Source organism: Gardnerella leopoldii, from assembly GCF_003293675.1.
In the GTDB taxonomy this organism is placed as follows: domain Bacteria; phylum Actinomycetota; class Actinomycetes; order Actinomycetales; family Bifidobacteriaceae; genus Bifidobacterium; species Bifidobacterium leopoldii.
Window position 1 is genome coordinate 772,653 of sequence record NZ_CP029984.1, and the last position, 24,378, is coordinate 797,030.

Annotated in this window: 15 protein-coding genes and 1 riboswitch; of the genes, 5 read left to right on the top strand and 10 right to left on the bottom strand. The window is 43.8% G+C overall.

The window, feature by feature from the left end:
- Positions 1-110: 110 nt before the first annotated feature.
- From DOD25_RS03295 to thiC, 3 genes are all read left to right on the top strand, one after another.
- A complete protein-coding gene (locus tag DOD25_RS03295; protein WP_004106342.1) occupies positions 111-935 on the top strand; it encodes a methionine ABC transporter ATP-binding protein in 825 nt (274 codons plus the stop codon).
- A gap of 2 nt (positions 936-937) precedes the next feature.
- Positions 938-1,618 carry a methionine ABC transporter permease gene (locus tag DOD25_RS03300; protein ID WP_004106344.1) on the top strand — a complete coding sequence of 227 codons (681 nt, stop codon included), beginning with the start codon at positions 938-940 and terminating at the stop codon, positions 1,616-1,618.
- 64 nt (positions 1,619-1,682) lie between these two features.
- A riboswitch (TPP riboswitch) is annotated at positions 1,683-1,788 on the top strand.
- Positions 1,786-4,443, top strand: coding sequence for a phosphomethylpyrimidine synthase ThiC (thiC, locus tag DOD25_RS03305; RefSeq protein ID WP_004119078.1), 2,658 nt, complete (start codon positions 1,786-1,788; stop codon positions 4,441-4,443). It overlaps the preceding riboswitch by 3 nt.
- A 321-nt stretch (positions 4,444-4,764) precedes the next feature.
- Here the strand turns inward: thiC and DOD25_RS03310 are convergent, their stop codons facing one another.
- The 7 genes from DOD25_RS03310 to hrcA form a co-directional block, all read right to left on the bottom strand.
- Positions 4,765-5,301 (bottom strand): peptidylprolyl isomerase, encoded by a 537-nt coding sequence (locus tag DOD25_RS03310; protein WP_004119077.1) that lies wholly within the window; start codon positions 5,299-5,301, stop codon positions 4,765-4,767.
- Between the two features lie 236 nt (positions 5,302-5,537).
- Complete coding sequence (locus DOD25_RS03315) at positions 5,538-11,477, bottom strand: GA module-containing protein (RefSeq protein ID WP_112928676.1); 5,940 nt, start codon at positions 11,475-11,477, stop codon at positions 5,538-5,540.
- A gap of 442 nt (positions 11,478-11,919) precedes the next feature.
- A complete protein-coding gene (locus DOD25_RS03320; RefSeq protein ID WP_064340188.1) occupies positions 11,920-12,750 on the bottom strand; it encodes an inositol monophosphatase family protein in 831 nt (276 codons plus the stop codon).
- 281 nt (positions 12,751-13,031) lie between these two features.
- Positions 13,032-13,685 carry a phosphoserine phosphatase SerB gene (gene serB, locus DOD25_RS03325; protein WP_082851857.1) on the bottom strand — a complete coding sequence of 218 codons (654 nt, stop codon included), beginning with the start codon at positions 13,683-13,685 and terminating at the stop codon, positions 13,032-13,034.
- A gap of 25 nt (positions 13,686-13,710) precedes the next feature.
- Positions 13,711-14,694: a methionyl-tRNA formyltransferase gene (gene fmt, locus DOD25_RS03330; protein WP_064340190.1), complete on the bottom strand. Its 984-nt coding sequence runs from the start codon at positions 14,692-14,694 to the stop codon at positions 13,711-13,713.
- Between the two features lie 82 nt (positions 14,695-14,776).
- Positions 14,777-15,928: a molecular chaperone DnaJ gene (gene dnaJ, locus DOD25_RS03335; protein WP_112928677.1), complete on the bottom strand. Its 1,152-nt coding sequence runs from the start codon at positions 15,926-15,928 to the stop codon at positions 14,777-14,779.
- 91 nt (positions 15,929-16,019) lie between these two features.
- On the bottom strand, positions 16,020-17,036 hold the full coding sequence (gene hrcA / locus DOD25_RS03340) for a heat-inducible transcriptional repressor HrcA (protein ID WP_004106356.1): 1,017 nt from the start codon (positions 17,034-17,036) through the stop codon (positions 16,020-16,022).
- A gap of 220 nt (positions 17,037-17,256) precedes the next feature.
- Between hrcA and tkt the strand changes: the two genes are divergently transcribed.
- Positions 17,257-19,356, top strand: coding sequence for a transketolase (gene tkt, locus DOD25_RS03345; protein ID WP_004106357.1), 2,100 nt, complete (start codon positions 17,257-17,259; stop codon positions 19,354-19,356).
- 204 nt (positions 19,357-19,560) lie between these two features.
- Complete coding sequence (gene tal / locus DOD25_RS03350) at positions 19,561-20,664, top strand: transaldolase (RefSeq protein ID WP_032842482.1); 1,104 nt, start codon at positions 19,561-19,563, stop codon at positions 20,662-20,664.
- Between the two features lie 262 nt (positions 20,665-20,926).
- Here tal and DOD25_RS03360 read toward each other — a convergent pair whose 3' ends face one another.
- The 3 genes from DOD25_RS03360 to DOD25_RS03370 form a co-directional block, all read right to left on the bottom strand.
- Positions 20,927-22,558: an RNA-binding domain-containing protein gene (locus DOD25_RS03360; RefSeq protein WP_112928679.1), complete on the bottom strand. Its 1,632-nt coding sequence runs from the start codon at positions 22,556-22,558 to the stop codon at positions 20,927-20,929.
- A 330-nt stretch (positions 22,559-22,888) separates the two neighbouring features.
- Positions 22,889-23,413 (bottom strand): hypothetical protein, encoded by a 525-nt coding sequence (locus DOD25_RS03365; RefSeq protein WP_112928680.1) that lies wholly within the window; start codon positions 23,411-23,413, stop codon positions 22,889-22,891.
- A gap of 37 nt (positions 23,414-23,450) precedes the next feature.
- Complete coding sequence (locus DOD25_RS03370; RefSeq protein WP_112928682.1) at positions 23,451-24,044, bottom strand: hypothetical protein; 594 nt, start codon at positions 24,042-24,044, stop codon at positions 23,451-23,453.
- Between the last annotated feature and the right edge of the window lie 334 nt (positions 24,045-24,378).

The following is a 24,378-nucleotide window of genomic DNA, read 5'->3' on the forward strand; positions in this document are numbered from 1 at the left end:
ATACGTAATGTGCGTGCTAGTCAATAATCTAGTTAATGACGCTAGTTAGTAACTCTAGTTAGTAACGAAGTATATTTCACACAGAAAGCAATAATCTGTTAAGGAAAAGCATGATTCAGATCGAACATCTTCACAAAAGCTACGGCAAAGGTAGCAAAGCGAATGAAGCATTACACGACATTAATCTGACTATTGAATCGGGAGAAGTATTCGGAATCCTTGGTTCTTCTGGTGCAGGAAAGTCTTCGCTAGTTCGTTGCATGAATCTGCTTGAGCGACCAACTTCTGGCAAAATTATTATTGACGGAAATGATATTAGCGAAGTAAAAGATAAAGAACTTGCAAAAGTACGCACTAATATTGGCATGATTTTCCAGAATTTTAGCCTTTTCCAGCAACGTACAGTATTGCGAAACGTCACTTTCCCATTAGAGTTAAATCACACTGCAAAAAAGGAACGAGAAGAACGCGCAAACTACTTGCTTGACTTAGTTGGTTTAAAAGATTTTGCAAACCGCTACCCTAGCCAACTTTCAGGCGGACAGCAGCAGCGCGTAGCAATTGCACGAGCATTGGCGAATAATCCGTCGATTATGCTTTGCGATGAAGCAACAAGCGCACTGGACTCCACAACTACTGCGCAAATCCTTGATTTATTGCGCCGAATTAACCGCGAACTCAACGTAACACTTGTTATTATTACACATTCGCTGGCTGTAGCACGAAATATTTGCGACCGAGTTGCAATGATTGATGGCGGACGCATTGTGGAATTAGGTGACACGGATACGCTTTTTGCAAATCCACAAAGCGATATTTTGCGAACTCTTATTGCAGATGAAAAACAAGAAAATCATCGTGCTAAAACTACAAACACGCTTGCAAACGAGGCAACAGACGCACAAACAAACGCGCTTACCAATGAGGTGAAATAACAATGTTAGAAGCTGCTACACAATTTTTTAACGACTACGGTGACTTACTTATTGAAGGCGTGCAAGACACACTCGTAATGACATCAGTTGCAACACTTTTTGCATACCTTATTGGACTTCCAGTTGGCGTACTTCTCATTACATCAAACAAAAAAGGTATTTGCCCTAACGCGCCAATTAACGCAGTTCTAGGCTGGATTGTTAACATCGTGCGTTCTGTGCCGTTTATTATTTTATTAGTTGCAATAATTCCTTTTACTCGTCTCATAGTTGGCACTTCTTTGGGAGTTCCTGGAGCTATTGTGCCACTGGTAATTACTGCTGCACCATTCGTTGCTAGAGTAGTTGAACAATCTTTAGCCGAAGTTGACGGAAGCTTAATTGAAGCAGCACAAAGCTTTGGAGCAAGCAAATTGCAAATTGTTTGCAAAGTGTTGCTGTGGGAAGCTTTACCTTCGCTAATTCGCGGAGCTGCGCTTACATTTATTACGCTTTTTGGATTCTCCGCAATGGCTGGAACAGTTGGCGCAGGCGGACTCGGAGATATTGCAATACGATACGGATACCAGCGCTATCAATACGATGTGATGACAGTGGCTGTTATTCTTTGCATTATCCTCGTGCAGATTGTGCAAAGCTTGGGAGATTTTATTTCACGCGCAATCAATCATCACGAACGCTAAAGAATTTCGCAACATACCCACCACCAATTAAATGCACATAATCGTGTAAACTTACTGGTAATTCGACATTTTGCAGGGGTGCTTTCGAAAGAAGGCTGAGATGGTATTAATTTGCCTAACCCTTCGAACCTGTTAGTTAATACAACGTAGGGAGCAACGATTTTAGTATGACATCGAATTATCCGTACGCATCAATGCGTAATCAATTTAATCTAAGTGCCTGCTTTATTGCAGACCCACAAGCTTGTAATAATCGTCCACTTACAGATATTGTCGATGATGCTTTGCGCGCTGGAGCGACTTTTATTCGTCTTCATTGCAACAATGAAAACGCTAAAGAAATCACTACTATTGCACGCGATATTGCACAAATCATCGAAGACAATAACAAATGCGATTCTGTAACTTTTGTTATCGATGAACGTGTTGATGTCGTTTGGCAAGCTCGCAATCAAAGCATCAAAGTTGACGGAGTGCATTTAGCACAAAGCGACATGGAGCCTAGAGAGGCTCGCGCACTTCTTGGCGAAGATGCTGTAATCGGCTTATCTGTTGAAACCGAAAGCTTAGTTAAAGTAATAAACGAACTGCCAGATGGATGCATTGATTACATTTGCGTAACAGCAATGCACAATCCTGAAGAAGGATGCGAAAGCACTACTGCCGCTTACGAATTGGAAGCAAACCACACAACGCTGGACGAAGCGAAAATTAATACGATTTGTTCCGCAAGTGATTTCCCAGTTCTAGTTGGCGGAAGAACTGCGCTCGACGATATCGATACAATCGCTCACACTAAGGCTGCAGGATGGTTCGTTTCTGAAGCACTGTATTCTTCAGAAACACCAGAATCAACTATGCGTGAGTTTGTTGAACATTGGAAAGCTGTGCGAGGCGAAGAAAAGCACGGCTACGCTAAGCGAGTAATAGTTGCAGAAAATTCTGAATCAAAATCTTCAGAAACTCAAGAAAAGAAACCAACTTTTATTAACGCTAAAGAAGCAAAGGATGCTGCGAAATTAGCTAAACAACAGCGAGTTGACATTGCAGCTCGTGGTTGCACTCAGCGCGATAAAGCTCATATTCGCAAAACAACTCCAGTTCATTTTGAGTATGAATATGGTTCTTACGATTTGGAAGTTCCTTATACGGAAATTAAGCTTTCGGATACTCCTGGCGTAGGTCCTAACCCGCCTTTTAAGGATTACAATACTGAAGGTCCAAAGTGCGATCCGAAGGAAGGCTTGGCTCCGCTTCGACTTGACTGGATTCGCGACCGCGGTGACGTTGTGGAATATGAGGGTCGCAGGCGCAATCTTCAAGACGACGGCAAGCGCGCAATTAAGCGAGGCAAAGCTTCTAAAGAATGGCGTGGTCGCACGCATAAGCCAATGAAGGGCGCAGATCATCCGATTACGCAAATGTGGTACGCTCGTCACGGAATTACTACTCCGGAAATGCAATACGTTGCAACGCGCGAAAATTGCGATGTAGAGCTAGTTCGAGAAGAAATTGCAGCAGGACGCGCTGTAATTCCTTGCAATATTAACCATCCTGAAGCTGAGCCTATGATTATTGGCTCGCGCTTCTTAACTAAGCTCAACGCAAACATGGGTAATTCTGCTGTTACGTCATCTATCGACGAAGAAGTAGAAAAGCTTACGTGGGCTACGAAGTGGGGTGCGGATACCGTTATGGATCTTTCCACCGGTAACGATATTCACACAACGCGCGAATGGATTTTGCGCAACTCCCCTGTGCCAATTGGAACAGTTCCAATGTATCAGGCTTTGGAAAAAGTTGAGGATGATGCTTCTAAGCTCAGCTGGGAGCTTTTCCGCGACACTGTTATTGAGCAGTGCGAGCAGGGCGTTGACTACATGACTATTCACGCTGGCGTGCTTCTTCGCTACGTGCCGCTTACTGCAAACCGCGTAACCGGTATTGTTTCTCGTGGTGGCTCAATTATGGCTGAATGGTGCTTGCAGCATCATCAAGAGAGCTTCTTGTATACGCATTTTGAAGAATTATGCGAGATTTTCGCAAAGTATGATGTTGCATTTTCTTTGGGCGATGGTTTGCGTCCAGGTAGCTTGGCTGATGCTAACGATGCGGCTCAGCTTTCCGAGCTTATGACACTTGGCGAGCTTACGAAGATCGCTTGGAAGCATGACGTGCAGGTGATGATTGAAGGCCCTGGTCACGTGCCATTCGACACTGTGCGTATGAATATTGAGATGGAGAAGGCGATTTGCCAGAATGCTCCATTCTATACGCTTGGTCCTTTGACTACGGATACCGCACCGGGCTATGACCACATTACTTCCGCAATTGGTGGCGTGGAGATTGCGCGATACGGCACTGCAATGCTTTGCTATGTGACTCCTAAGGAGCATTTGGGGTTGCCTAACAAGGATGACGTGAAGCAAGGCGTGATTGCGTATAAGATTGCTTGCCACGCAGCTGATCTTGCTAAGCACCATCCACATGCTATGGATCGCGACAACGCAATCAGTAAGGCTCGCTTTGAGTTCCGTTGGTTGGATCAGTTCAACTTAAGCTACGATCCGGATACCGCAATCGCCTTCCACGACGAAACGCTTCCTGCAGAACCGGCAAAAATGGCGCACTTCTGCTCGATGTGCGGACCAAAGTTCTGCTCGATGGCTATTTCGCAAAATATTCGTAAGCGTTTTGGCGGAGCAGCTCAGCAGGAGCAGCTCGTTGAAGAAGCACGCAGTCAGGCAATTGCCGATGGTATGAAAGAGATGAGCAAAAAGTTCCAAGAATCCGGCTCATCGCTGTATCAAAGCGTGAAAGCATAAAATGCAGAAGTACAGAAGCAAAAACTGAATTGCAAGTGCTTCAATAACAATACTTACAACGGATAACAATAGAAGAAGGTTGATATAAACCAAAGCGAGTTTTATAGTGAGCTATTACGCTTGCTATAAGACTCGCTTTCTTTATATTCGCATTTAGATTCTATTAATCCGACCTTTTCGTTGCACGCGCGCAAAGTTTCTGCCGCATTACAGCAAAAATCCGACCTTTTCTGTACATAAGCGTATAGAAAATGTCGGATTAGTAATTGAGAAATGTAGTATTAAAGAATATTAAAGAGTATTAAATCAAATAACGTTTAATCACAAAACTTCAATAGAAATAATACCTACAGGCTCAAGAGGAGCATCAGATCGATCCGTTGCGACAGCCTCGAGCTTATCGACAACCGCCTTCGATTCATCGTCAGCAACTTCGCCGAAAATTGTATGGTGACCGTCAAGCCATGGAGTTGGCACAGTTGTAATGAAGAACTGCGAACCGTTAGTGCCATGCAAACGACCGTCACGACCGCGACGCTTTCCAGCATTTGCCATAGCGAGCAAATAAGGCTTATCAAACTTCAAAGATGCATCAATTTCATCGTCAAACTCGTATCCAGGACCGCCAGTTCCATTGCCGAGTGGACAGCCACCCTGAATCATGAAGTCCTTAATAATGCGGTGGAAAGTTAAACCATCGTAAAATGGCTCATGCGAAGGTTTTCTACTGAATGGGTCAAGCCACTCGCGCTCACCGGTAGCTAAGCCAACAAAATTTTTGACGGTTTCAGGCGCTTTACTGTCAAACAAATTGATTTTTATATCGCCTTCAGAAGTATGCATAATAACTGTAGTCATGTGGTAATTCTCCCATATTTTCAAGACTGTTTCAATTCGTGTTAGATAAAAATATTCGCATACAAAAATGCCTCACTTCGCGGAGTAAAGAAAGACGCAAAGTGAGGCACATTTTACATTAACTTCATTATGCTAATTAACCCAATACTCAGCAAACTTACTGAATACAATTAAGCAAGCATTAAGCAGCTCTAAAACTAGCTGATCTGCAATAACCAGACCAGCTAGCAAATATCCTACTTATTACTGTGGCGAGAAGTACCACGACGCTTAGCCGAGAAAAGCGCAGCACCAGCAGCACTAAGAGTTGCAGCAAACAAGCCAAACACAGACACGTCACTACCAGTCTTACTAAGCTGAGCAACACTACCACTCTTCAACACCTGAGCACGCACAGAAGCACGAACATCAGCCGCATGAGCCTTAGCAGCAGCCAAAGCCTTACGAGCAGCAGAAAGCTTCTGAACCGCAGCATCAACCTGAGCCTGAGTAGCGTTAGGATCAGCAGCAACCTTCTTAGCCTCAGCCAAAGCAGCATCCACAACAGCCTGAGCCTTAGCAACTTGAGCATCCGCCTGCTTCACAGCCGGATTATTCTCAACAGCAGCATTCACAACAGCAGAATTTACGCCATTAGCATTATTAGCGTTAGCGTTGGCAGCGTTGGTGTTAGCAGCGTTACCTGCATTACCAGAGTTTACGCCAGCACCAGCTTTACCAGCTACGTTGGCAGAATTACCAGTATTAGCACCAGTATTACCGTTACCAGCATTTCCAGGCTGCGAATCAGACTCAGCACCCTGAATCTGAATGTTCAACTCACCCTTATCCACAGTAGTAGGCGCATTATCATTCACACCATAACCAGCTTCAGAACCAGCATTACCAGTTCCAGTTCCAGTTCCAGTTCCAGTTCCAGTTCCAGCATTACCTGCTCCAGCATTGCCTGTTCCATAACCAGGAGTTGGCAGTGGACTTGGGCTTGGCAATGGACTTGGGCTTGGCAATGGAGTTGGGGTCGGAGTTGGAGTTGGCTTCTTACCATCCAACGCAGTCTTAGCAGTATTAATAGCATGAACAGCGTTAGCAACCTCATCAGCCGTAGCATCAGTCTTAGCTAACACGCTTTGGCCATCACTAATAGCCTTATCATAAGCACCCTGCTTATTAGCATCAGCATACTTATACGCGTCAGAATCCTTTACCTGCCCAGCAACATCAACAAGAGCCTTCAAACCACTCTTATCAACAGAAGGAGCCGGGGTTGGCTTTTGTTCCTTACCATCAAGATCCTTAGCAGCATTCTGCAATGCAGTCAATGCATCATTAACAGCTTTTTGCTTCTGTTCTTGAGTCTTTGGATCCTCGCCAGCAGCTAACTGTTTCTTGCCCTCAGCATCCGCAATTGCATCTTCAGCCGCTGCAAGTGCCTTGTCGAAAGCATTTTTCTTATCTTTAGAAGCATTCTTGTATACAGGCTTATCCTCCAAAGGCTTATCTTTGTCGACTTCAGCCTGCAATGCAGTTGTATCAATGCCGTCAAGAGCCTTGCGAGTATTCACTAAGTTAGCAAGAGCAGCACCGATTGCATTCTGCTGAGCTGCAGCATCAGCACCAAGCTGAGTTGGATTCTTTGTTGCATTGTCAAGAACAGACTTTGCAGCTTCAAAAGCTTTATTGAATGCTTCCTTCACATTCTTAGTTGCATTCTTGTATACAGGCTGTTCCTTCAAAGCAACATCAGCATCGTACTCTTTTTGCAAGTCGTCAGTGTATAAACCAACACCCTTAACAGTGCTATCAAGACCTTGCATAGCTTTAAGCAAATCATTGTATAAAGCGTTAGCACCGTCAGCGTTAATATTGTCGCTGTCTGCGCCTTCAACCTTATCCAGTTGAGTGTTTGCAGCATTCAAAGCAGCATCGAAAGCATCCTTCTTAGCTTTATCAGCAGAAGAATACTTTGTGTCTTTCTTAAGCGTATCTGCACTCGTAGCAAGATCAGCCAACCGCTTCATCACACCGTTCAAGTTCAACGCTTGTTCAAGAGCATCATCGATATCATCCTTGCCAGTAGACTTTCCATCTTCACCAACGTGCTCAGAGGCATCAGTACTATCAAGAAGATCCTTATAATACTGTTTCTGAGCCTTGTTCAAATACTTAAGATCAGCAATCTGCTTCTTAGCATCCTCAATCTTTTGATGCTTTTCAGCTCGGTTAGCAATACCAGTTGGGTCGCCAAGCTTTGTTGAAGCATCGATTGCATCATTGTACTGCTTCTTTTCCTCTGGAGAGAGATTAGTCTTATTGACACGATCATGAGCAGCTTTCTTCTCTTCGGCAAGTGCAGAATCTTGATCGTTGGTGATACTAGAAGTATCGCGCTTACCCTTGGCATTTTCAACTGCCGTATTAGCTGCCGCAAGTGCAGTATTCACTGTGTTAAGAGCGCCCGTAATCTCAGAAGGCTTGGTTGCAGAGTCAACTGTAGTCTTTGCAGTTTCAATAGCAGCAGTTGCAGCAGTATACTTTTCCGTTGCGGTTTTCTTCTGCTCATCAGTCAATGCATTGTATGCTGCATCAAGATTCTGCTTCATGTCATCAAGCTCAGACTTTGCATTATCTTTAGCTTGAGCTTCATTTTTATTGTTCTGTTGCTTTGCAGCTTCGAGAGCAGCGCGAATCTCAGATGCAGATGCAGGATTTGCTTTCAACTTCTCAGCCAAAGTTGTAAGAGTTTGATCCTCAGTAGGAGTTCCATGAAGCAACTTATTCAAAGCAGCATCTTCAGTGTGATTTGGATCAGACGAATCAGCATCTCCACCCTTACCATGGTCAAGGAAGTAAAGATGCGCTTCTTCAATTTCCTTCTTAACACCATTAAGTTCGCTGAGTTTCTTGGCTTCATCAACAACGCTATTCACGCTATTAATGTCAGCTGCTTTATCGACCTTACCCTTAAGATCCTTCTTTTCATCATCACTCAAATTAGGAAGCTTGCTGATAATATCCTTAGCAGCTTCTTTAGCAGCATCGAGTTTCTGCTGGTTCTCAGCGTCAGCACCATTCTGATTGCCGCTTATTTCACCCTTAATCTTAGGATCATTAGAAGTTGAGTTCTGATTTGCTTTCTCTGCAGCTTCCTTCAAAATGTTTTGAATCTGCTCAGCAGTAGTTGCTGCATCAATACGCTTATCAAAACCATCCTTATCTGTCTTAGTCAGATTTGGATTATGATCGATAGTCTCCTTAGCTTGCTTCTTCATCTCGTTAAGAGCATCGTCGCTAAGCTTTGGAGTTTCTTCCTTCTTCTTGTAGCTAATAGCAACAGTGAAAAGCTGAGTACCCTTGGCATCCTTAAATACCATTGACTTATAATCAGCGGCATCGCCAGTCTTACTGGAAGTAACTGACTTAATATTATCGTCAGCAATCTCCATATCAATAGTGCCAGACTTTGGAGTTAAATCAGTAGGCAAAGCTGTAGTAACAGTATTAGCATGGAAATTGTCGCTCTTATCGTAGTTAGCTTTTACGAACGCTTCCACAGCCTTCTTGAAATCATCTTCAGTAGGCGTGGCTGGATTATCAACAACAACCTCACCAATAGAATTGTACGTACGATCAGCATGCTTTGCTTCACTCAGCTTCTTAATAAGATCACGAAGCTCTCCAGCATCATTCATCTTATCAATAGCTTCATTAGTTATTTTATCTTTATCCAAACCAGCTCTTGTAAAGTCAGATTTAGTAAGATTTTTCTTTTCCTTCAGAAGATTCTTAGCAAGAGCCTTCAGCTGATCAATAGTGTTGTCTTTATTGTTATTCTTCTTCTTGATGTAGATATCTTTGCTATCAATAAATATCTGTTGGGTCATACTATGATCAGTATCATCATCATCCTCTACAGGTGTAGAATCATAATTAATTGTTATGTCTCCCAAATGAGAAGAAACCATTACATCTACAATATGACCATTCCCAATACCATAAGGAGTCATTGATGGATCTTTTGCAGTTAAATTGGAATTCTCAATTGTAATAATACTACTACTACCGTCGTAGTTTATTTTAGGAACTGTACCGTTGTAATTCAACGTAATGAACTGCTTAAGAGCCTCTTGCTCTTCTGCTAACGTTGGAGAATCACCAGCAATGTTGACATGAGGAATTTTATATTTATATCCATCCTTAGTCTCTTCATTTTTTTGCGTAGGATTCTGAGTACCAGATCCAGTTGACTGCTTCTTATAGAAGATGCCGATTGGATACTTTCTATCTTCATATCCTTTAGCTTTAAAAGTTACAGTGCCAGTTGCAATATCAATCTTTGCAGAAGTAAGAGTTACAGTCTTATTACTATCGCTTGCGTCCTTAGCTGTTAAAGCTTGCAATGAAGCTTCAAGGTTGGTAAGTTGCTTATTATCAATTGTTGCAGTCGTATCAAATGGATCGAAAGCAACTTCCGTAGGTGTTTGTGGCAAATCAACCGTAAACTCTTTGGTAGTTTGCTTTTGCTCAGGCGTTGGAGCTTGCGTCTGCTTCTTCTTCAAGAACTGCCAAGCAGGAATGGTAGTTTGTGAACCATCTTCCCAAGTAATTACAGCATTGTTTTTGTCATCAAACGTTACAGGAGACGTATTATTGTTATGGTTTTTAGCATCTTTATAAACAGGGAAACTCTTATTTGCTTCATCAAATGCCGACGCAATAGCAGCCTTTTGCTCTTCAGTTAATGACTTAGATGGGTCATCTACTTCCGTAGGAACTGGAACGCGATACGGCGCCCAATCGGCGATAGTTGCACCTTGATACACCAAATCTGTAGAAGGAATAGTAAGCTCTGATCCATCAGCATAAGTAACTTTTGCACTGCCGTCTTCTTGAACGCGAATTTCATACTGGTTATTAGTTTTCTTCACATTCTGCAAGAAGGCATTAGGCGTAGAACCACCATTAGCATTAATAATTGCCTGAGTTACCGCAGTCTTTTCATCAGACGTGAGCTTCGACAACTTCACTACAGGCGTACGAGCTGGAAGCGTTGGCTTATACTTGTCTTTATCTGTTTCGTTCTTTAATACCAATAAGCTAGCCGGCATAACACGCTTAGTGCCGTCTGTAAAAGTAATAGTCGCATTACCTTTAGTGTCAACACTAATGCCGTCTTTTGCTAGCAACTGATCAAATAGATTTGGATGGTCTTTATCGTTACTCTTATTAGCATCATTAATAGCAGTTTTTACTGCTTTCTGTTCATTATCATCAAGCGAGTCAAGATTCTTTACAGGCGTCGGCTTAGGATATTTCAATTCCAAATGATCCGCAATCTTTGGTGCACGCATCGTGCTGCCTGCAACGTAACGCCAATTACCAACACCGCGGTAAATGCCTGCAACAAACAATAGCGGCTTCTGATCGCGCTGCTTCCAAGCATCATCTGTCATTTCTGCTACATACGACATTTCGTAGTAGCGTTGACCAGCAGACTCCCAGTCAGCAAAAATACCTTGAAGACCGTTAGCATTACCATCCTTGTAAATATTCCACTGATCTCTGGTATTACCAGAATTATCGTAATCTCCTGATTTACCACCAATACCGACCATACGCTGCCAACCCTTGCCATCGATGGTCTTGTCGCTACCAGAGTAATAATCGCGTGAAACACTGTGTTTCCACTGATCTATGCTGTTATACGTGTGGTCACTTGCTACAACATAGCCTTGCCTTGAAGCATTTTTCAACTTTTTAGCGCCAGGAGTAGATGGACTAGAAGCCTCTTGAGTTCCTCGCTCATTCCTTACCAAGCGGATTTGGGAAATCGTATCTGCTTTCAAACCATTTGGCACACCAAACCACCAAGTTGGTCTTAAAGCCCACTTATCTGGTTGTTTATTGGCATCCTCAGGATTATTAGAAGTATATTCAACGCGCACAAACTTACCAAGCGGATCAACACCATCGTTTCCACCTTTAAGCGCGTCAGCCTTAGTTTTATAATATGTTACTTTAATCAGCAAACGCTCTTTACTGTAATCAGCGTCAGCTTTGTAGCCGTAATAAACGCGAGCACCATCACCACTTACATAGCCGTCAGCATACGCAGGCAAAGGAGTAGAAACGAATACCCCCCCCCAATCACCATAGCACCTGCGAGCATAGCTGCGCACACGCTCTTAGAAAGTGGCGCGTAAATAACGCTGTTACTAGATTTTTTCATAGACTTTTGCAAATCAGCAAGATGCTTTGCACTCATGATCTTCTTCGTCATTATTCCTCACTTCAATAATGTGTCTTCTTTATGTTTCTGCTTATACATAATTTGTAATATGCAATCATGCGGCAGCCAATAAATTAGCATTCGCTTCTTTGTTTCATACCAATTTGCTATTTACACAACGCTTCATACTCTCTTAATACGTTTCAATATGCATAAAAATGTGCAAACTGACACTCATACAGGTTGTATGATACTCACATGTTCATACATTGCAAGTAGTTTTATGCTATAATTTCGTAATTTGTATTTCACTACCGCATAAATCCCACATGAATTGCATATTACGACGTCATAATATTTATTAAAAATTACGACACACACGAGATTATTAGTTACTTAAGATACGGCTTTAACTCTTTAATAAGCAAGCCATTAGAAGCAACCACATCATTTTCCTTGCGCCAATGAATAGGGCTTCCATCCCACTGGCACACCTGGCACTGCGCCTCTTCCACAACCACAGCACCAGCAGAAACAGCTGGAATATCCCAATAATGCAAGTGAGGCTCAAAATAAGCGTCATAAGTGCCATCTGCCACCTTGCACAAGTCGAGCGACGCAGGTCCAATACGCTTAATATCCGCAGGACAGCCTTCTTCAACAGAAGCAACTACGCCAAGTGCACGCTTAGATTCACCAGGTATATAAGACATTCCGTAGCAAACCACAGATCCTTGCAAAGTAGAAGTTGTGGAAGGCGTAATCTTCTCACGCTTCTCTCCTTGCGGAGTCCTACGAATACGAATAGCACCCTGACCCTTTGCAGCCAAATAAGTCAATCCCAACGCAGGAGCGTGCACAACGCCAAGAACCGGACGAGCGGAGCCTTCATCGTTAAACTCAAAAAGCGAAACCGTAAGAGTCCACTCAGCCATATCGCGATTAAAATTAATAGCGCCGTCGACGTTTCCAACACACCAAAAACGGTCTCCCGGATTGCACTGCTCCGGCCTAGTTTGCCAAAAACCTTGGAAAGGATTCACATAAGTCAAACGATTTTGAATAAAACGCACGAGCTTATCACCAAAACCAGATTCAGATTTATTAGGATCACCCAACGCAATCGACGTCATATCTTGAGGGCTTAATTGATCCTGATACGCATGTTTACCAACATCTTCCAAAATACGCGCAACTTCAAGCGCAACTTCTCGTAAATTCAACTTACACTCCCTACCCTAAATGCATAAAATTCCCGTACTTATGCACACTCTCTCTCCTATAAATTAACTTTATTTTACTCACTTAATAGAAAGATTCACCAACACATTTAAGCTCTGTGGTTAAAAGATACAGAACTTTCACAAAAAAATTTAATCATTAATCTTTAATCATTGCTTCATTATTTTACATTGCTTATGTACATTCATCAACTTTTCGTTCTATAAATGCAAGAAATCCCCCAAAACTCGCGCAACAGTAAACAAGAGACCTTAAAAACAGATTAATTCGCATTCAAAAAACGCAAGACAGCGCTTAAATCGCGAGTAAGAATGCGGTAAGGAGTGGCCGCCTGAACTGCTGGTTTTGCGCAAAAAGCTACGCCTAATCCAGCAAATTTAATCATTGAAATATCGTTCGCTCCATCCCCCACGGCAACAGTTTGCTCGCGATCAATTCCAAGATTAGTTGCCCAAGTTCTAAGCGCTTCAACTTTTGCATTAGCGTTAACAATATTTCCTAGCACGTTGCCAGTAAGCTTTCCGTCAATAGACTCTAAATGGTGAGCCGCCCAAAAATCAATATTCAAACTCGGCAAAAATTCGTCCAAAATCTCGTGAAAACCGCCAGAAACTGCGCCAACTTTCCAACCATGTGTATGAAGCGTGTCAATTAAAACATTCGCGCCTTTAGTTACATGAATTTTAGAAATAATACGCTTTTTGCACTCGTCAAGATTCAAATCGCGAAGCATACACACGCGCGAACGCAAGGAAGTATCGAAAGTAATTTCGCCACGCATTGCTCGCGCTGTAATCTCAGAAAGCTCATCTCCGCATCCAGCTTCTGCACCGAGCAAATCGATAACTTCTTCCTCAATAAGCGTTGCATCAACATCCATAACCAAAAGTCCGGATTTAGACAAAGTTGGCAACATCGAAGAAAAGTTTATACTCATAATTTTATGCGCAGTAAGCTGCTGCCGAAAGCCTGGCTCCGCGCGCCCAGTCTGCCGCTTTCATAGCTTTCTTACCTTGCGCTTTTACTTCCAAAAGCTCAAGTGCGCCGCTTAAAGTACCGACCCAAACTTGCTTCTTACCAGCAAGTAATTTTCCAGGATCAAGCTGATTAAAATCTTGGGCATGCGGATCGTTAGCATCTGCAGGAACTGCGCGCAAAACATGCAAAGTAATCGGCTCTGCGTTATTCTCATCGTCCGCGTGAAGTTCGCACCACGCACCTGGATTTGGCGTACAAGCGCGAATTTGACGGTCAACAGCAAAATCTGGCGCATGAAAATCAATGTGAGCATCTTCAACAGTGATTTTTTGCGCAACTTCTTGAGGAGTTTGATCTTGATCAACCGGCACAATTTCACCAGTTTCCATGCCACGAAGAGATGCTGCAAGAAGCGGAGCGCCGTCGTTTGCAAGTCGCGCAAGAAGATCGCCAGAATTTTCGTGAGGCTCAATTTTTGTAGTAAACTGCGCCAAAATAGGCCCGCAATCCATGCCGCGTGTAATGCGAAAAACAGTAGCACCTGTAATATCATCCCCAGCCCAAATGGCGCGCTGCACAGGAGCTGCACCTCGCCATTGCGGAAGAAGCGAAAAATGAAGATTATACCAGCCGAGTGGCAACGCGTCTAAAACATTCTGGCGCAAAATCTTACCGTATGCTACAACTGCTGCAGCTTTTGCACCGGTTGCCGCAAGCTGTTCAAGAAACACATTTTCATCTTTAGGATCCGACTCAAGCACTGGCAAGCCGAGCTCAAGAGCAGCCTGTTTCACAGGGCTTGGCACAAGCTTTCTGCCGCGACCAGTCGGAGCGTCCGGTCGCGTAAGAACAGCGCGAACATCAAAATGCTCACTATCTTTAGCTAACTCGCGAAGAGACGGAACCGCAACTTCCGGAGTTCCAGCAAACAATATTGGTAATGCCATATTTCCCCACTATTTTAAATTAAAGCCGTAAATTAAAGCCGTAAATTGAATCCGTTTAAAGCAGTAAATTAAAGCCGTAAAATCAGCCGGCAAAAGCTTCCTTTAATTTACTAAAGAAACCTTTACGCTCACTCGACTGCTCACTTAACGAATGTTGCTGCACTTGCTTCACAGAACTATCATGCAACTTAGCAAATTTTTCAATCAAAGAACGCTCTTCATCATTCAACTTAGAAGGCGTTTGCACCAGCACATGAACCACGATATTTCCGCGATCTTTAGAACGAAGCTTCGTTACACCAAGATTTGGCAAAGTAATAGTGTCTTCGTTTTGGCAACCTGCAGGAATCGTTATTTTCTGAGCACCATCAAAAGTGTCGATTTCAAGACTGCGACCAAGAACAGCCCAGCTCATAGGAACTGTAATCCAGCAATGCAAATCATCCTCGTTGCGAGTAAATTGCTTATCTGCACGAATATGAATATCAACGTACAAATCGCCAGCAGGACCGCCGCACTCACCAACGCTTCCTTGAGAAGCTAAGCGCAAACGACTGCCATCACGAATTCCAGCCGGTACGTTCACGCCAACTTCACGAATTGAACGCACGCGACCATGACCGTGGCAGTTTTGGCAAAGATTCTTAATAATCGTGCCATGACCTTCGCAATGCTCACAAGGCATCGAAGACATCATTTGACCGAGCATAGTGCGAACAACTTTTTGACAGAAGCCGGAACCGTGGCATACTGAGCACTGTTCTGGAGCGGAATTGTCGGCAGAACCGGAACCAGAGCAATCCTTACAAACACCAAAAGTAGTTAACCGTACGCTAACGTTTCCGCCAAAAATAGCGGTTTTCAAATCAATACGAGCCTCAGCTAACGCATCGTCACCAGGCTGCACACGCGAAATTGGTCCTTGCGAATTGCCGAAAGAGCCACCAAAGAATTGGCTGAAAATGTCACCCATTCCCATGTCTGCAAAACCAGCGCCTGAAGCTCTGGCACTTCCTGCAGAAGGATCGTTAGGATCAACACCCATGTCTACCATTCGACGCTTTTCAGGATTAGAAAGCACGTCATAGGCAGCATTTACTTCCTTAAACTTTTCTTCAAACTCAGCGCCTGCAATATCAGGATGATATTTGCGGCTCATCTTGCGGTAGGCTTTGCGAATTTCGTCGTCGCTAGCATTGTGATCAACGCCTAGAACTTTGTAGTAATCAGTCAATTAATTCCCCTTTTACCTTTTTCTAAAATCATTTTTGCATAAGGCACAGCCAGACATAAGCCGAATAACCAGCCATAAACCAGCCATGTTTTTATGAATTTTCGGATATAAACGAATTAAGGTAGCGCGCAACAGCCTTAACAGCAGTCATCGTTGCAGCATAATCCATATGCGTAGGACCAATTGATCCAATAAAAGCAGAGTCAGAATCAGCATTGTAGCCGTAAGCGCTTGTTACAACAGAAGCGTTAAGCAAACCAGGAGTATGCGTTTCCGAGCCGATTGCAACACTAACACCACTTGCACAATCGCTTGCTTCCTCACTTAAAGAAGTCATAAGTCGCATAATAACAGCCTGTTCTTCGAGTGCGTCAAAAAGTGAAGCAAAATCAACAATACTTTGTCTATGCGCAAGTTGAGAAGCTCCAGCCATGTATAAGTCGTGAGCATGCTCACCGTCATGCATATCTTCTAAAGCATTAGCAAGTTGACTAATAATTTGCAAAGCTGATGCTAAATCTTTGTGATTTGCGAGCGCATAAACGCGTTGTGAAGCAGATGAAAGGGATAGCCCAATGCAGCACTCATTAACCATATTAGTTAGATGCAATAAGTCATCTGAATTTATATTAGTTGCTTGAATCATGTGCTGAGCTACGCCTCCAGCATCTGTAATCACAACAACCAAAAGCGTAGAAGACGATACTTGAACAATCTCAATTCTTTTTACTTTTGACTTAGACAATGCTGGAGATGCTACGAGAGCGACTTGACCCGTAATACTTGCAAGAAGACGTGCGGAACGTTGCAAAGTATCTTGTAAACTGACAGATCCGCTCAAAAAGTTACGTATAGCGCGACGCTGCGGTTCAGAAAGCGGAATAACAGAAGCCAAACCGTCAACAAAGTAGCGATAGCCTTTTTCAGTAGGAATACGACCTGCAGAAGTGTGCGGTTGAACAAGGTATCCCTCCTCTTCCAAAGCCGACATATCGTTACGAATAGTAGCTGAACTCACACCAAGCTGATGATGCTTTGCAAGAGCCGCAGAACCAACAGGCTCTTGAGAACGAATATAATCCTCGACAACTGCGCGCAAAATCATCATGCGTCGTGACTGCATTACCACTCCTTACAAACACGTCTAAATACTATATTCCTATAGTAGTCTATTTCTTAGCACGCAACAGAACATAAAAGCAAACTTTTGACACACTTTGTAACATATTCGTCGCGCGCGAAAGATAGGATTGAAGGGCAATGAGAGGGTAAAAAGCCAGCGTAAGCTGTGCTTAAAAACCCGGATTATTGGAAGGAAAGTAGATCACATGACCGATTTCAACTGGTCTGCATTAGACGAGCGCGCCGTAAAGATGGCGAAGGTTCTCTCGGCTGATGCTGTTGAGCGAGCAGGACACGGACATCCTGGCTCCCCTGTTTCATTAGCACCGATTGCGTACACATTGTACCAGCATTTCATTAAGCACGATCCAGCTGACCCAAAGTGGGCTGGCCGTGATCGTTTTATTCTTTCTGGCGGTCACGCTTCGCTTACGCAATACGTGCAGTTGTTCTTCTCTGGATACGGCTTGACTCTTGACGATCTCAAGTATTTCCGTGGCGGTGCAGACACGCGTACTCCAGGCCACCCAGAATACGGCTTGACTCCAGGCATCGAAATGACTACTGGCCCACTCGGTCAGGGTCTTGCCTCTGCTGTTGGTTTTGCCTATGGTCAGCGCTTTGAGCGCGGTCTTCTTGATCCAGAAGCTCCAGCCGGCACTTCCCCATTCGATCACAAGGTTTGGGTTATCTGCGGCGAAGGCGACGTTGAGGAAGGCGTTTCTTCTGAAGCTGCTTCCTTGGCTGGAAACCAGAAGCTTGGCAATTTGACTGTAATCTTCGATGCAAACCATATTCAGATTGAAGGCGACACTAAGCTCACCTTCTCTGAGGATATTCTTGCTCGTTACCGCGCCTACGGTTGGTACACCGATGAAGTTAGCTTCATCCAGCCAGACGGCTCCTACAAGGAAGACGTTCAGGCTTTGGCTGCAGCTATTGAAAAGGCTCAGGAAGTTACCGACAAGCCTCACTTCATTAAGGTTAATACTTTGATTGCTTGGCCAACCCCAGGCAAGACCAACAACGAAGCTTCCCACGGCTCTAAGCTTGGCGAAGAAGCTGTGAAGGGCTTGAAGGAACTTTGCGGTTTCGACCCAGAAGTTCAATTCCCAATCGACGAAGAAGCTTTGGCTCACGCTCGCAAGGTTGCAGAGCGCGGCTTGGCTGCTCACAAGGCTTGGGACGAAGCTCTTGCAAAGTGGGCTGCCGCCAACCCAGATAAGGCTGCTCTCTACGAGCGCATTAAGGCTGGCAAGCTTCCTGAAGGCTTCGACAAGGCTATTGACGACTTGGTTGCTGGCTTCGAAGTTGGTTCTAAGGTCGCTACCCGTAAGGCTTCCGGCGCAGTTCTTAACGCAATTGCTGCCGTTATGCCAGAACTTTGGGGTGGTTCCGCTGATTTGGGCGGCTCCAACAACACCAACATTAAGGGTGCTGACTCCTTCGGTCCATCCGAGGATGCAACTCGCACTTGGCCAAACGTTTCCGAGCATGGCCGTCAGCTTCACTTCGGTGTGCGTGAGTTCGCAATGGGTGCTATTACCAACGGTATTTTGCTTGGTTCTGACACTCGCCCATTCAATGGCACCTTCTTCCAGTTCTCTGACTACGAGCGCCCAGCAGTTCGCTTGGCTGCTTTGATGGAGATTCCAAACCTCTACGTTTGGACCCACGATTCCGTAGCTTTGGGCGAAGATGGTCCAACTCACCAGCCAATCGAACACTTGACTGCTTTCCGCGCTATTCCTCAACTTGAGGTTGTACGCCCTGCAGATGAGTACGAAACTGCTGAAGCTTACCGTTACTTCTTCGAGAAGAAGAACAGCTACCCAACTGCCATGATTTTGACCCGCCAGGGCGTTCCAACCCTCGCTGAGACTGCTGAAAAGGCTCGCGAAGGCGTCAAGCACGGCGCTTACGTTTTGGTTGATTGCGAAGGCACTCCAGACGTAATCATCATGGCAACCGGTTCCGAAGTTCAGTGGGCTGTTGCTGGCGCCAAGACTTTGGCAGCTGAAGGCATCAAGGCTCGCGTTCTTTCCATGCCATCTCTCGAATGGTTCGAAGAACAGGACGAAGAGTACAAGGAAGAAATCTTGCCAAAGTCCGTCAAGGCTCGCGTTTCCATCGAAGCTGGCTTGGCATTGCCTTGGTACAAGTATCTTGGCGATTGCGGCAAGGCTGTTTCTATCGAACAGTACGGCTTGCAGGGTGACGGCGGTCAGAACATGATCGACTTGGGCATTACTGCTGAGCACGTAGTAGAAGCTGCTAAGGCTTCTATCGAAGAAGCTCGCGCTTAAGTAAATAAGCGAAATAAAGCTTGATGTATCAAAATAAAATTGATATGTCACAAAACTAGAAGTGCTGACGAAACACTTCGCAAGAAACAGCGACGGCGTGTTGATGCCGAGCTACCGTTGGTTCGACATCAACCGCTGTTTCTTGTAAAAACGCCAAACTACCGACGTGCCCCAATTGGTGGAGCACAGTGTTAAGGAGATAACATGACTGAAGCAACGCAGCGCACCAGCGATTCCGGCGTTTCTATTTGGTTGGACGATTTGTCCCGTACCCGCATTGAGTCCGGCTCTTTGCAGGATTTGATTGCTAATAAGAATGTTGTTGGCGTTACCACCAACCCATCCATCTTCCAGAAGGCTTTGAGCCAGGTTGGCCCATACGATGCACAGCTTAAGGAACTCGGCAAGGTCGACGTTGAAACCGCTATCCGCGAGTTGACCACCACCGACGTTCGTAACGCAACCGATATCTTCCGCGAGATCGCTGAAAAGACCGACTTCGTTGACGGCCGCGTCTCCATCGAAGTTGACCCACGCTTGGCTCACGATACTGCTAACACTGAGAAGCAGGCTGAAGAGCTTTGGGCAAAGGTTGATCGTCCAAACGTTATGATCAAGATTCCTGCAACTTTGGAAGGTCTTCCAGCTATCACCGCTACCCTTGCTAAGGGTATTTCTGTGAACGTAACCTTGATCTTCTCCCTCGAGCGCTACGAGCAGGTTATCGACGCCTTCATCGAAGGTATCGCTCAGGCTGCCGCTAACGGCCACGACTTGAAGCACATTGGTTCCGTGGCTTCCTTCTTCGTCTCCCGCGTTGATACCGCTGTTGACAAGCTCCTCGAAGCTAACGGCTCTGCTGAAGCTAAGGCTCTTGAAGGCAAGGCTGCTGTTGCTAACGCTCGCTTGGCTTACGAACTCTTCGAGAAGAAGTTCGCAGCTGACCCACGTTGGGCTGAGCTTGAGGCCAAGGGTGCTAAGAAGCAGCGTCCACTTTGGGCTTCTACTGGCACAAAGAACGCAGCTTACTCCGATTGCAAGTATGTTGACGAGTTGGTTGCTGAGCATGTTGTTAACACCATGCCAGAAAAGACTTTGAACGCTCTTGCTGATCACGGCAACGGCGCTCCTTCCGTCAAGGGTACTTACGAAGAGAGCCACGCTGTTATGAACAAGCTTGCTGAGCTTGGCATCAACATCAAGGACGTTACCGACAAGCTTGAGGCTGACGGTGTTGCCGCCTTCATCAAGTCTTGGGATTCCGTGATTGCTGACGTGCAGTCCGGCATCGATCGTGTAAACGCCTGATTTGATTAATCAGTAATAAATAAACATAAACCGCACATGTTCGTGGATTGATTCACACATGTGCGGTTTTTTTTGTTTGTGCAGCACTCCAAACACGAGGAAAACTCCCCACAATTGGAGCGCTCAAGCAGACTAACCAACTGAGAAAGTAACGGCGATTACTTGCCAGAAAGAGTTTGCCAGCGAGATTTGGTTAAAACGTTACGATGGCGCACGCGAGTTTCGTGCATAAGCGATTGATTCACACATGTGCGGTTTTTGTTTAACTGCGGTTAAAAACGTAGGTAGTAGCTCGACCTTTTCCACAAACTGAAATATCTCCTCTACTAACTAAATCAGATAACAATTGCTTAGCCTTGGTACTACCCACGTTAAGAATATTTTGCACTTGCTCACGCTTTATTGTTCCATGATTATGTACTGCTTCAATAATCTTTTTATAGCAATCGTCAACGCTCATACGTTTATGCGAGTTATTAGAATCTTGCGAAAGTGAATTTGTAGTAAGTTCTGAATTATAAGTACCGTTCACTAAATTCAATGAATTAGCATTAAGTTCAGTTTTGTTTTTTGAAGAACCAGATACAAAGTTATTCTTATCGCTTACAAAAAATTCAAGAGTAGTACGGTCTGGATTAAAGGACTCACTTAACATTGGATAGCGTATTCCAGCCCAATCACAACCAGCTCTCATAGCATCAAATCCGCTTCCAGCACGTTCAACAACAGAAATCAGCGCGAACATTTTAAGCAGTGCTGGATTCCGAGAATCAGAAAAACCTCCAGCTAAAGCCACTTCTACAGGCATACGTAAGCAACCCGGGTTTGCAAAAGAAAGCTTAAAACCATCATTTGCGCTATTTGTTTCTATAGAAGATTGTGAAGAACCATCAACATCAGTACTCACAGCATCATCATATGTAATAACAGTGTTACCTCGCATATAATAATCAGCATGAATCAACGTGTTTGCAAGGGCTTCTCTAACTGCCATATGTAACGGAGTATCATCAACTCGTAATGACTGCGAATTAAGCAAAAATGGTACATCAATTTTACGAGAAAGACGCTGCCATACAATACTCCAAAAATCATAAAGATTTCCACTCCACGAACCATCCGAGCTGACAATCCTATGACTCCACCTACTATCAGCATTGGTAATTTCTCTGTAGTCGAGAAAATAGTACGGAAATTCCGTAATAATGCACCACTCCTGACCAAACATTAAAAGACCCGATCGAGTAGGATGCAATTTATTCGACTCGTCCTTTGCTAACGCTCCGATTCTCATAAGAAATTCATCCGCATCAAGCGTAAGCCAAGGATGTTGAGGACGCACTGCACTTAGCATATTGCGGTAAGAGCGCACAGTCTCCATATCAAAATCGTCAACACTGTGTTGCAACAGTGGAGATTGATCCATAGAATTTACGCTCGAACCATTGTCTCTGACCATCGCTTGATACTCTTCTTGCGAACATTTGTAGTCGCCTTCGAAATTACGACGATACGTACCGCCTATAGGATTTCCATTAATATAAATCGGTTTATCAGAACGATTTGCTCTTGGAACGGTTATGCGAATAATAGATTTGTTATCATCCATCTGTTCAATAGAAATATTTTCTTCAATAAGAATATTCGAACTAATTTTATTCTTATTATTTAGCGTATCCCAAATATCTTTTACCATATGTTCAGGGTTATTTACGCCAACAAGCTGTAAATTATGCTGCGCATCTTCGCCTACACCCAGCAAGATAGTTCCACCATTCGTATTAGCAAAAGCACAATACGTTTCCCACATACTTCTCGGCGTACCGTTTGAAGCCGCTTTCGCTTCTAATTGATTACTCTCTCTTAGTGAAGATAGTGAATTTATATTGAACATTGCAGTCTCGCTTCGTAAGTTAGGTTTGTTGCAATATCGTTTTTTAGTTAAGTTTGTATTTATATTTGCATTTAAAATCGGACATTTTAAAGCTTAAAAATATTTTTTGCGTCCGATTTTACATCCTTTTCGTCCGATTCTACTTGTTTTGCGTCCAAAAAACAAGAAAACGTCCGTAAATTTTGCCTAAACGTCCGTATTCTGTAGAACGCGTCCGATTTACTGCTATTTGCGTCCGATTTTGCCCGTTTTCAGACACGCGCGCAGTACGGTTACTACACTCGTGCCAGAAACAAAATAAGCACCACGCTACAGCCTAGTAACGCTTAATTAATTCTTTCGAGAGCTACCATATTGAATCATATCGTTAACACTATCTCTACTAATCAAGAGTATAACGCGACAATATTTAGATGAGTCGATGTGGGAATTAATGTTTGTAAACATACCTGGATTATATATTTCACCGCACTTATCGGAAGGGTTATATCTCATGAATACTCCATAGTCGCCATGGAAATAAACACTTACACCTTCCTTCTTATTCTCATAATCTTTTTTCAATTTTTTTAATTCATCTTTCAAAAAAGAATCATTCGGAGCAATAGAATTAGCTAAACAGCTTGCTTTATTAGCAAAGTCATCAAAAGACGAGAAATTATTCTTTATATAAATATCTTCCCTATTATATAAAGGCTCCTTAGCAGACTCTGTGATGCCACAATTAGTAGCACCTAAACCAACAGCGCCATCGCTTTTACTTATAGCACTGACATTATTACTGTTAACACCACAACTGCACAAACACATTACAGCAGCAGCCATTGCAACAGACGCAACTATTCTCTTAAACATGCTAAAACAACTCCTTCGCAACAAATAAAAACTACTACTATCGTGTTCGATGATTCATCCTAGAATTTAACTTATTAAAATCGTCAACACTGAGAGCATGAAACTCAATACCTCTATAAGGGCGTGACGTTATTACATACGAACGTCCAACATAATTAATAAACGAGAGGTCATTTTCTTTAAAGTAGTCATTAAGATTATCAGGATTGTACTTGCTGAATGTTCTCTCAACTTTAGAAGCTAATTCTAAAGCTTTAGGATCATCAGGATTTAATTCTTTGATAACGCACGGAACAACTTTAGTCAAAGAATGCAAAAGACGACTACTATTTTCTCTAGAATACTCAGGTATAGTGCTATCATCAACGTAACCAGGATCTTCTACGTATTCTTGGTAAGAAAGTGCAGTATGTTCCAAATATCCAGATGAGACTTGCCATTCAGGGATATTGCATGCAATAGCTGCCTCTCTAATAGTTACCTTTTTAGAATGATTAGTGACATTGTTAACAGAGCCCACAGCAGTGCCACTATTTTGAGCAGGCTCACCGCACGCACTCAAACCACACATGCAGCCAAGAGCCACAACCAAACAACCCGAAACAAGCCTACACTTACGTTTCACCTTCATACTCCTTATCACTACTTCGCGCTAATTTGCGCAACTTCGCACTACTTAACGCTACCTTGCAGTATTCGCTATATTTCGCGATATTTTTCAGCATTTCGCAATATTTAAAAACATAGCAAAAGCAAAATTTTCTCTCGACACTTACAAATATACTCCAACAACGCAGTAACAGCTATAGCGCACTTACTTTAAATGTTAAAGAAACAGAAACGCGCGCAGCGCGACGACCTGCCTGAGAGCATAGAGCGTAGCGCGCGAAGGCAACTCGGAGCGGAAACTCGCTTAGGTTGGAAGTCCAGTGGACTTCCAACCTAAGCGAGTTTCGTAAGCGAGC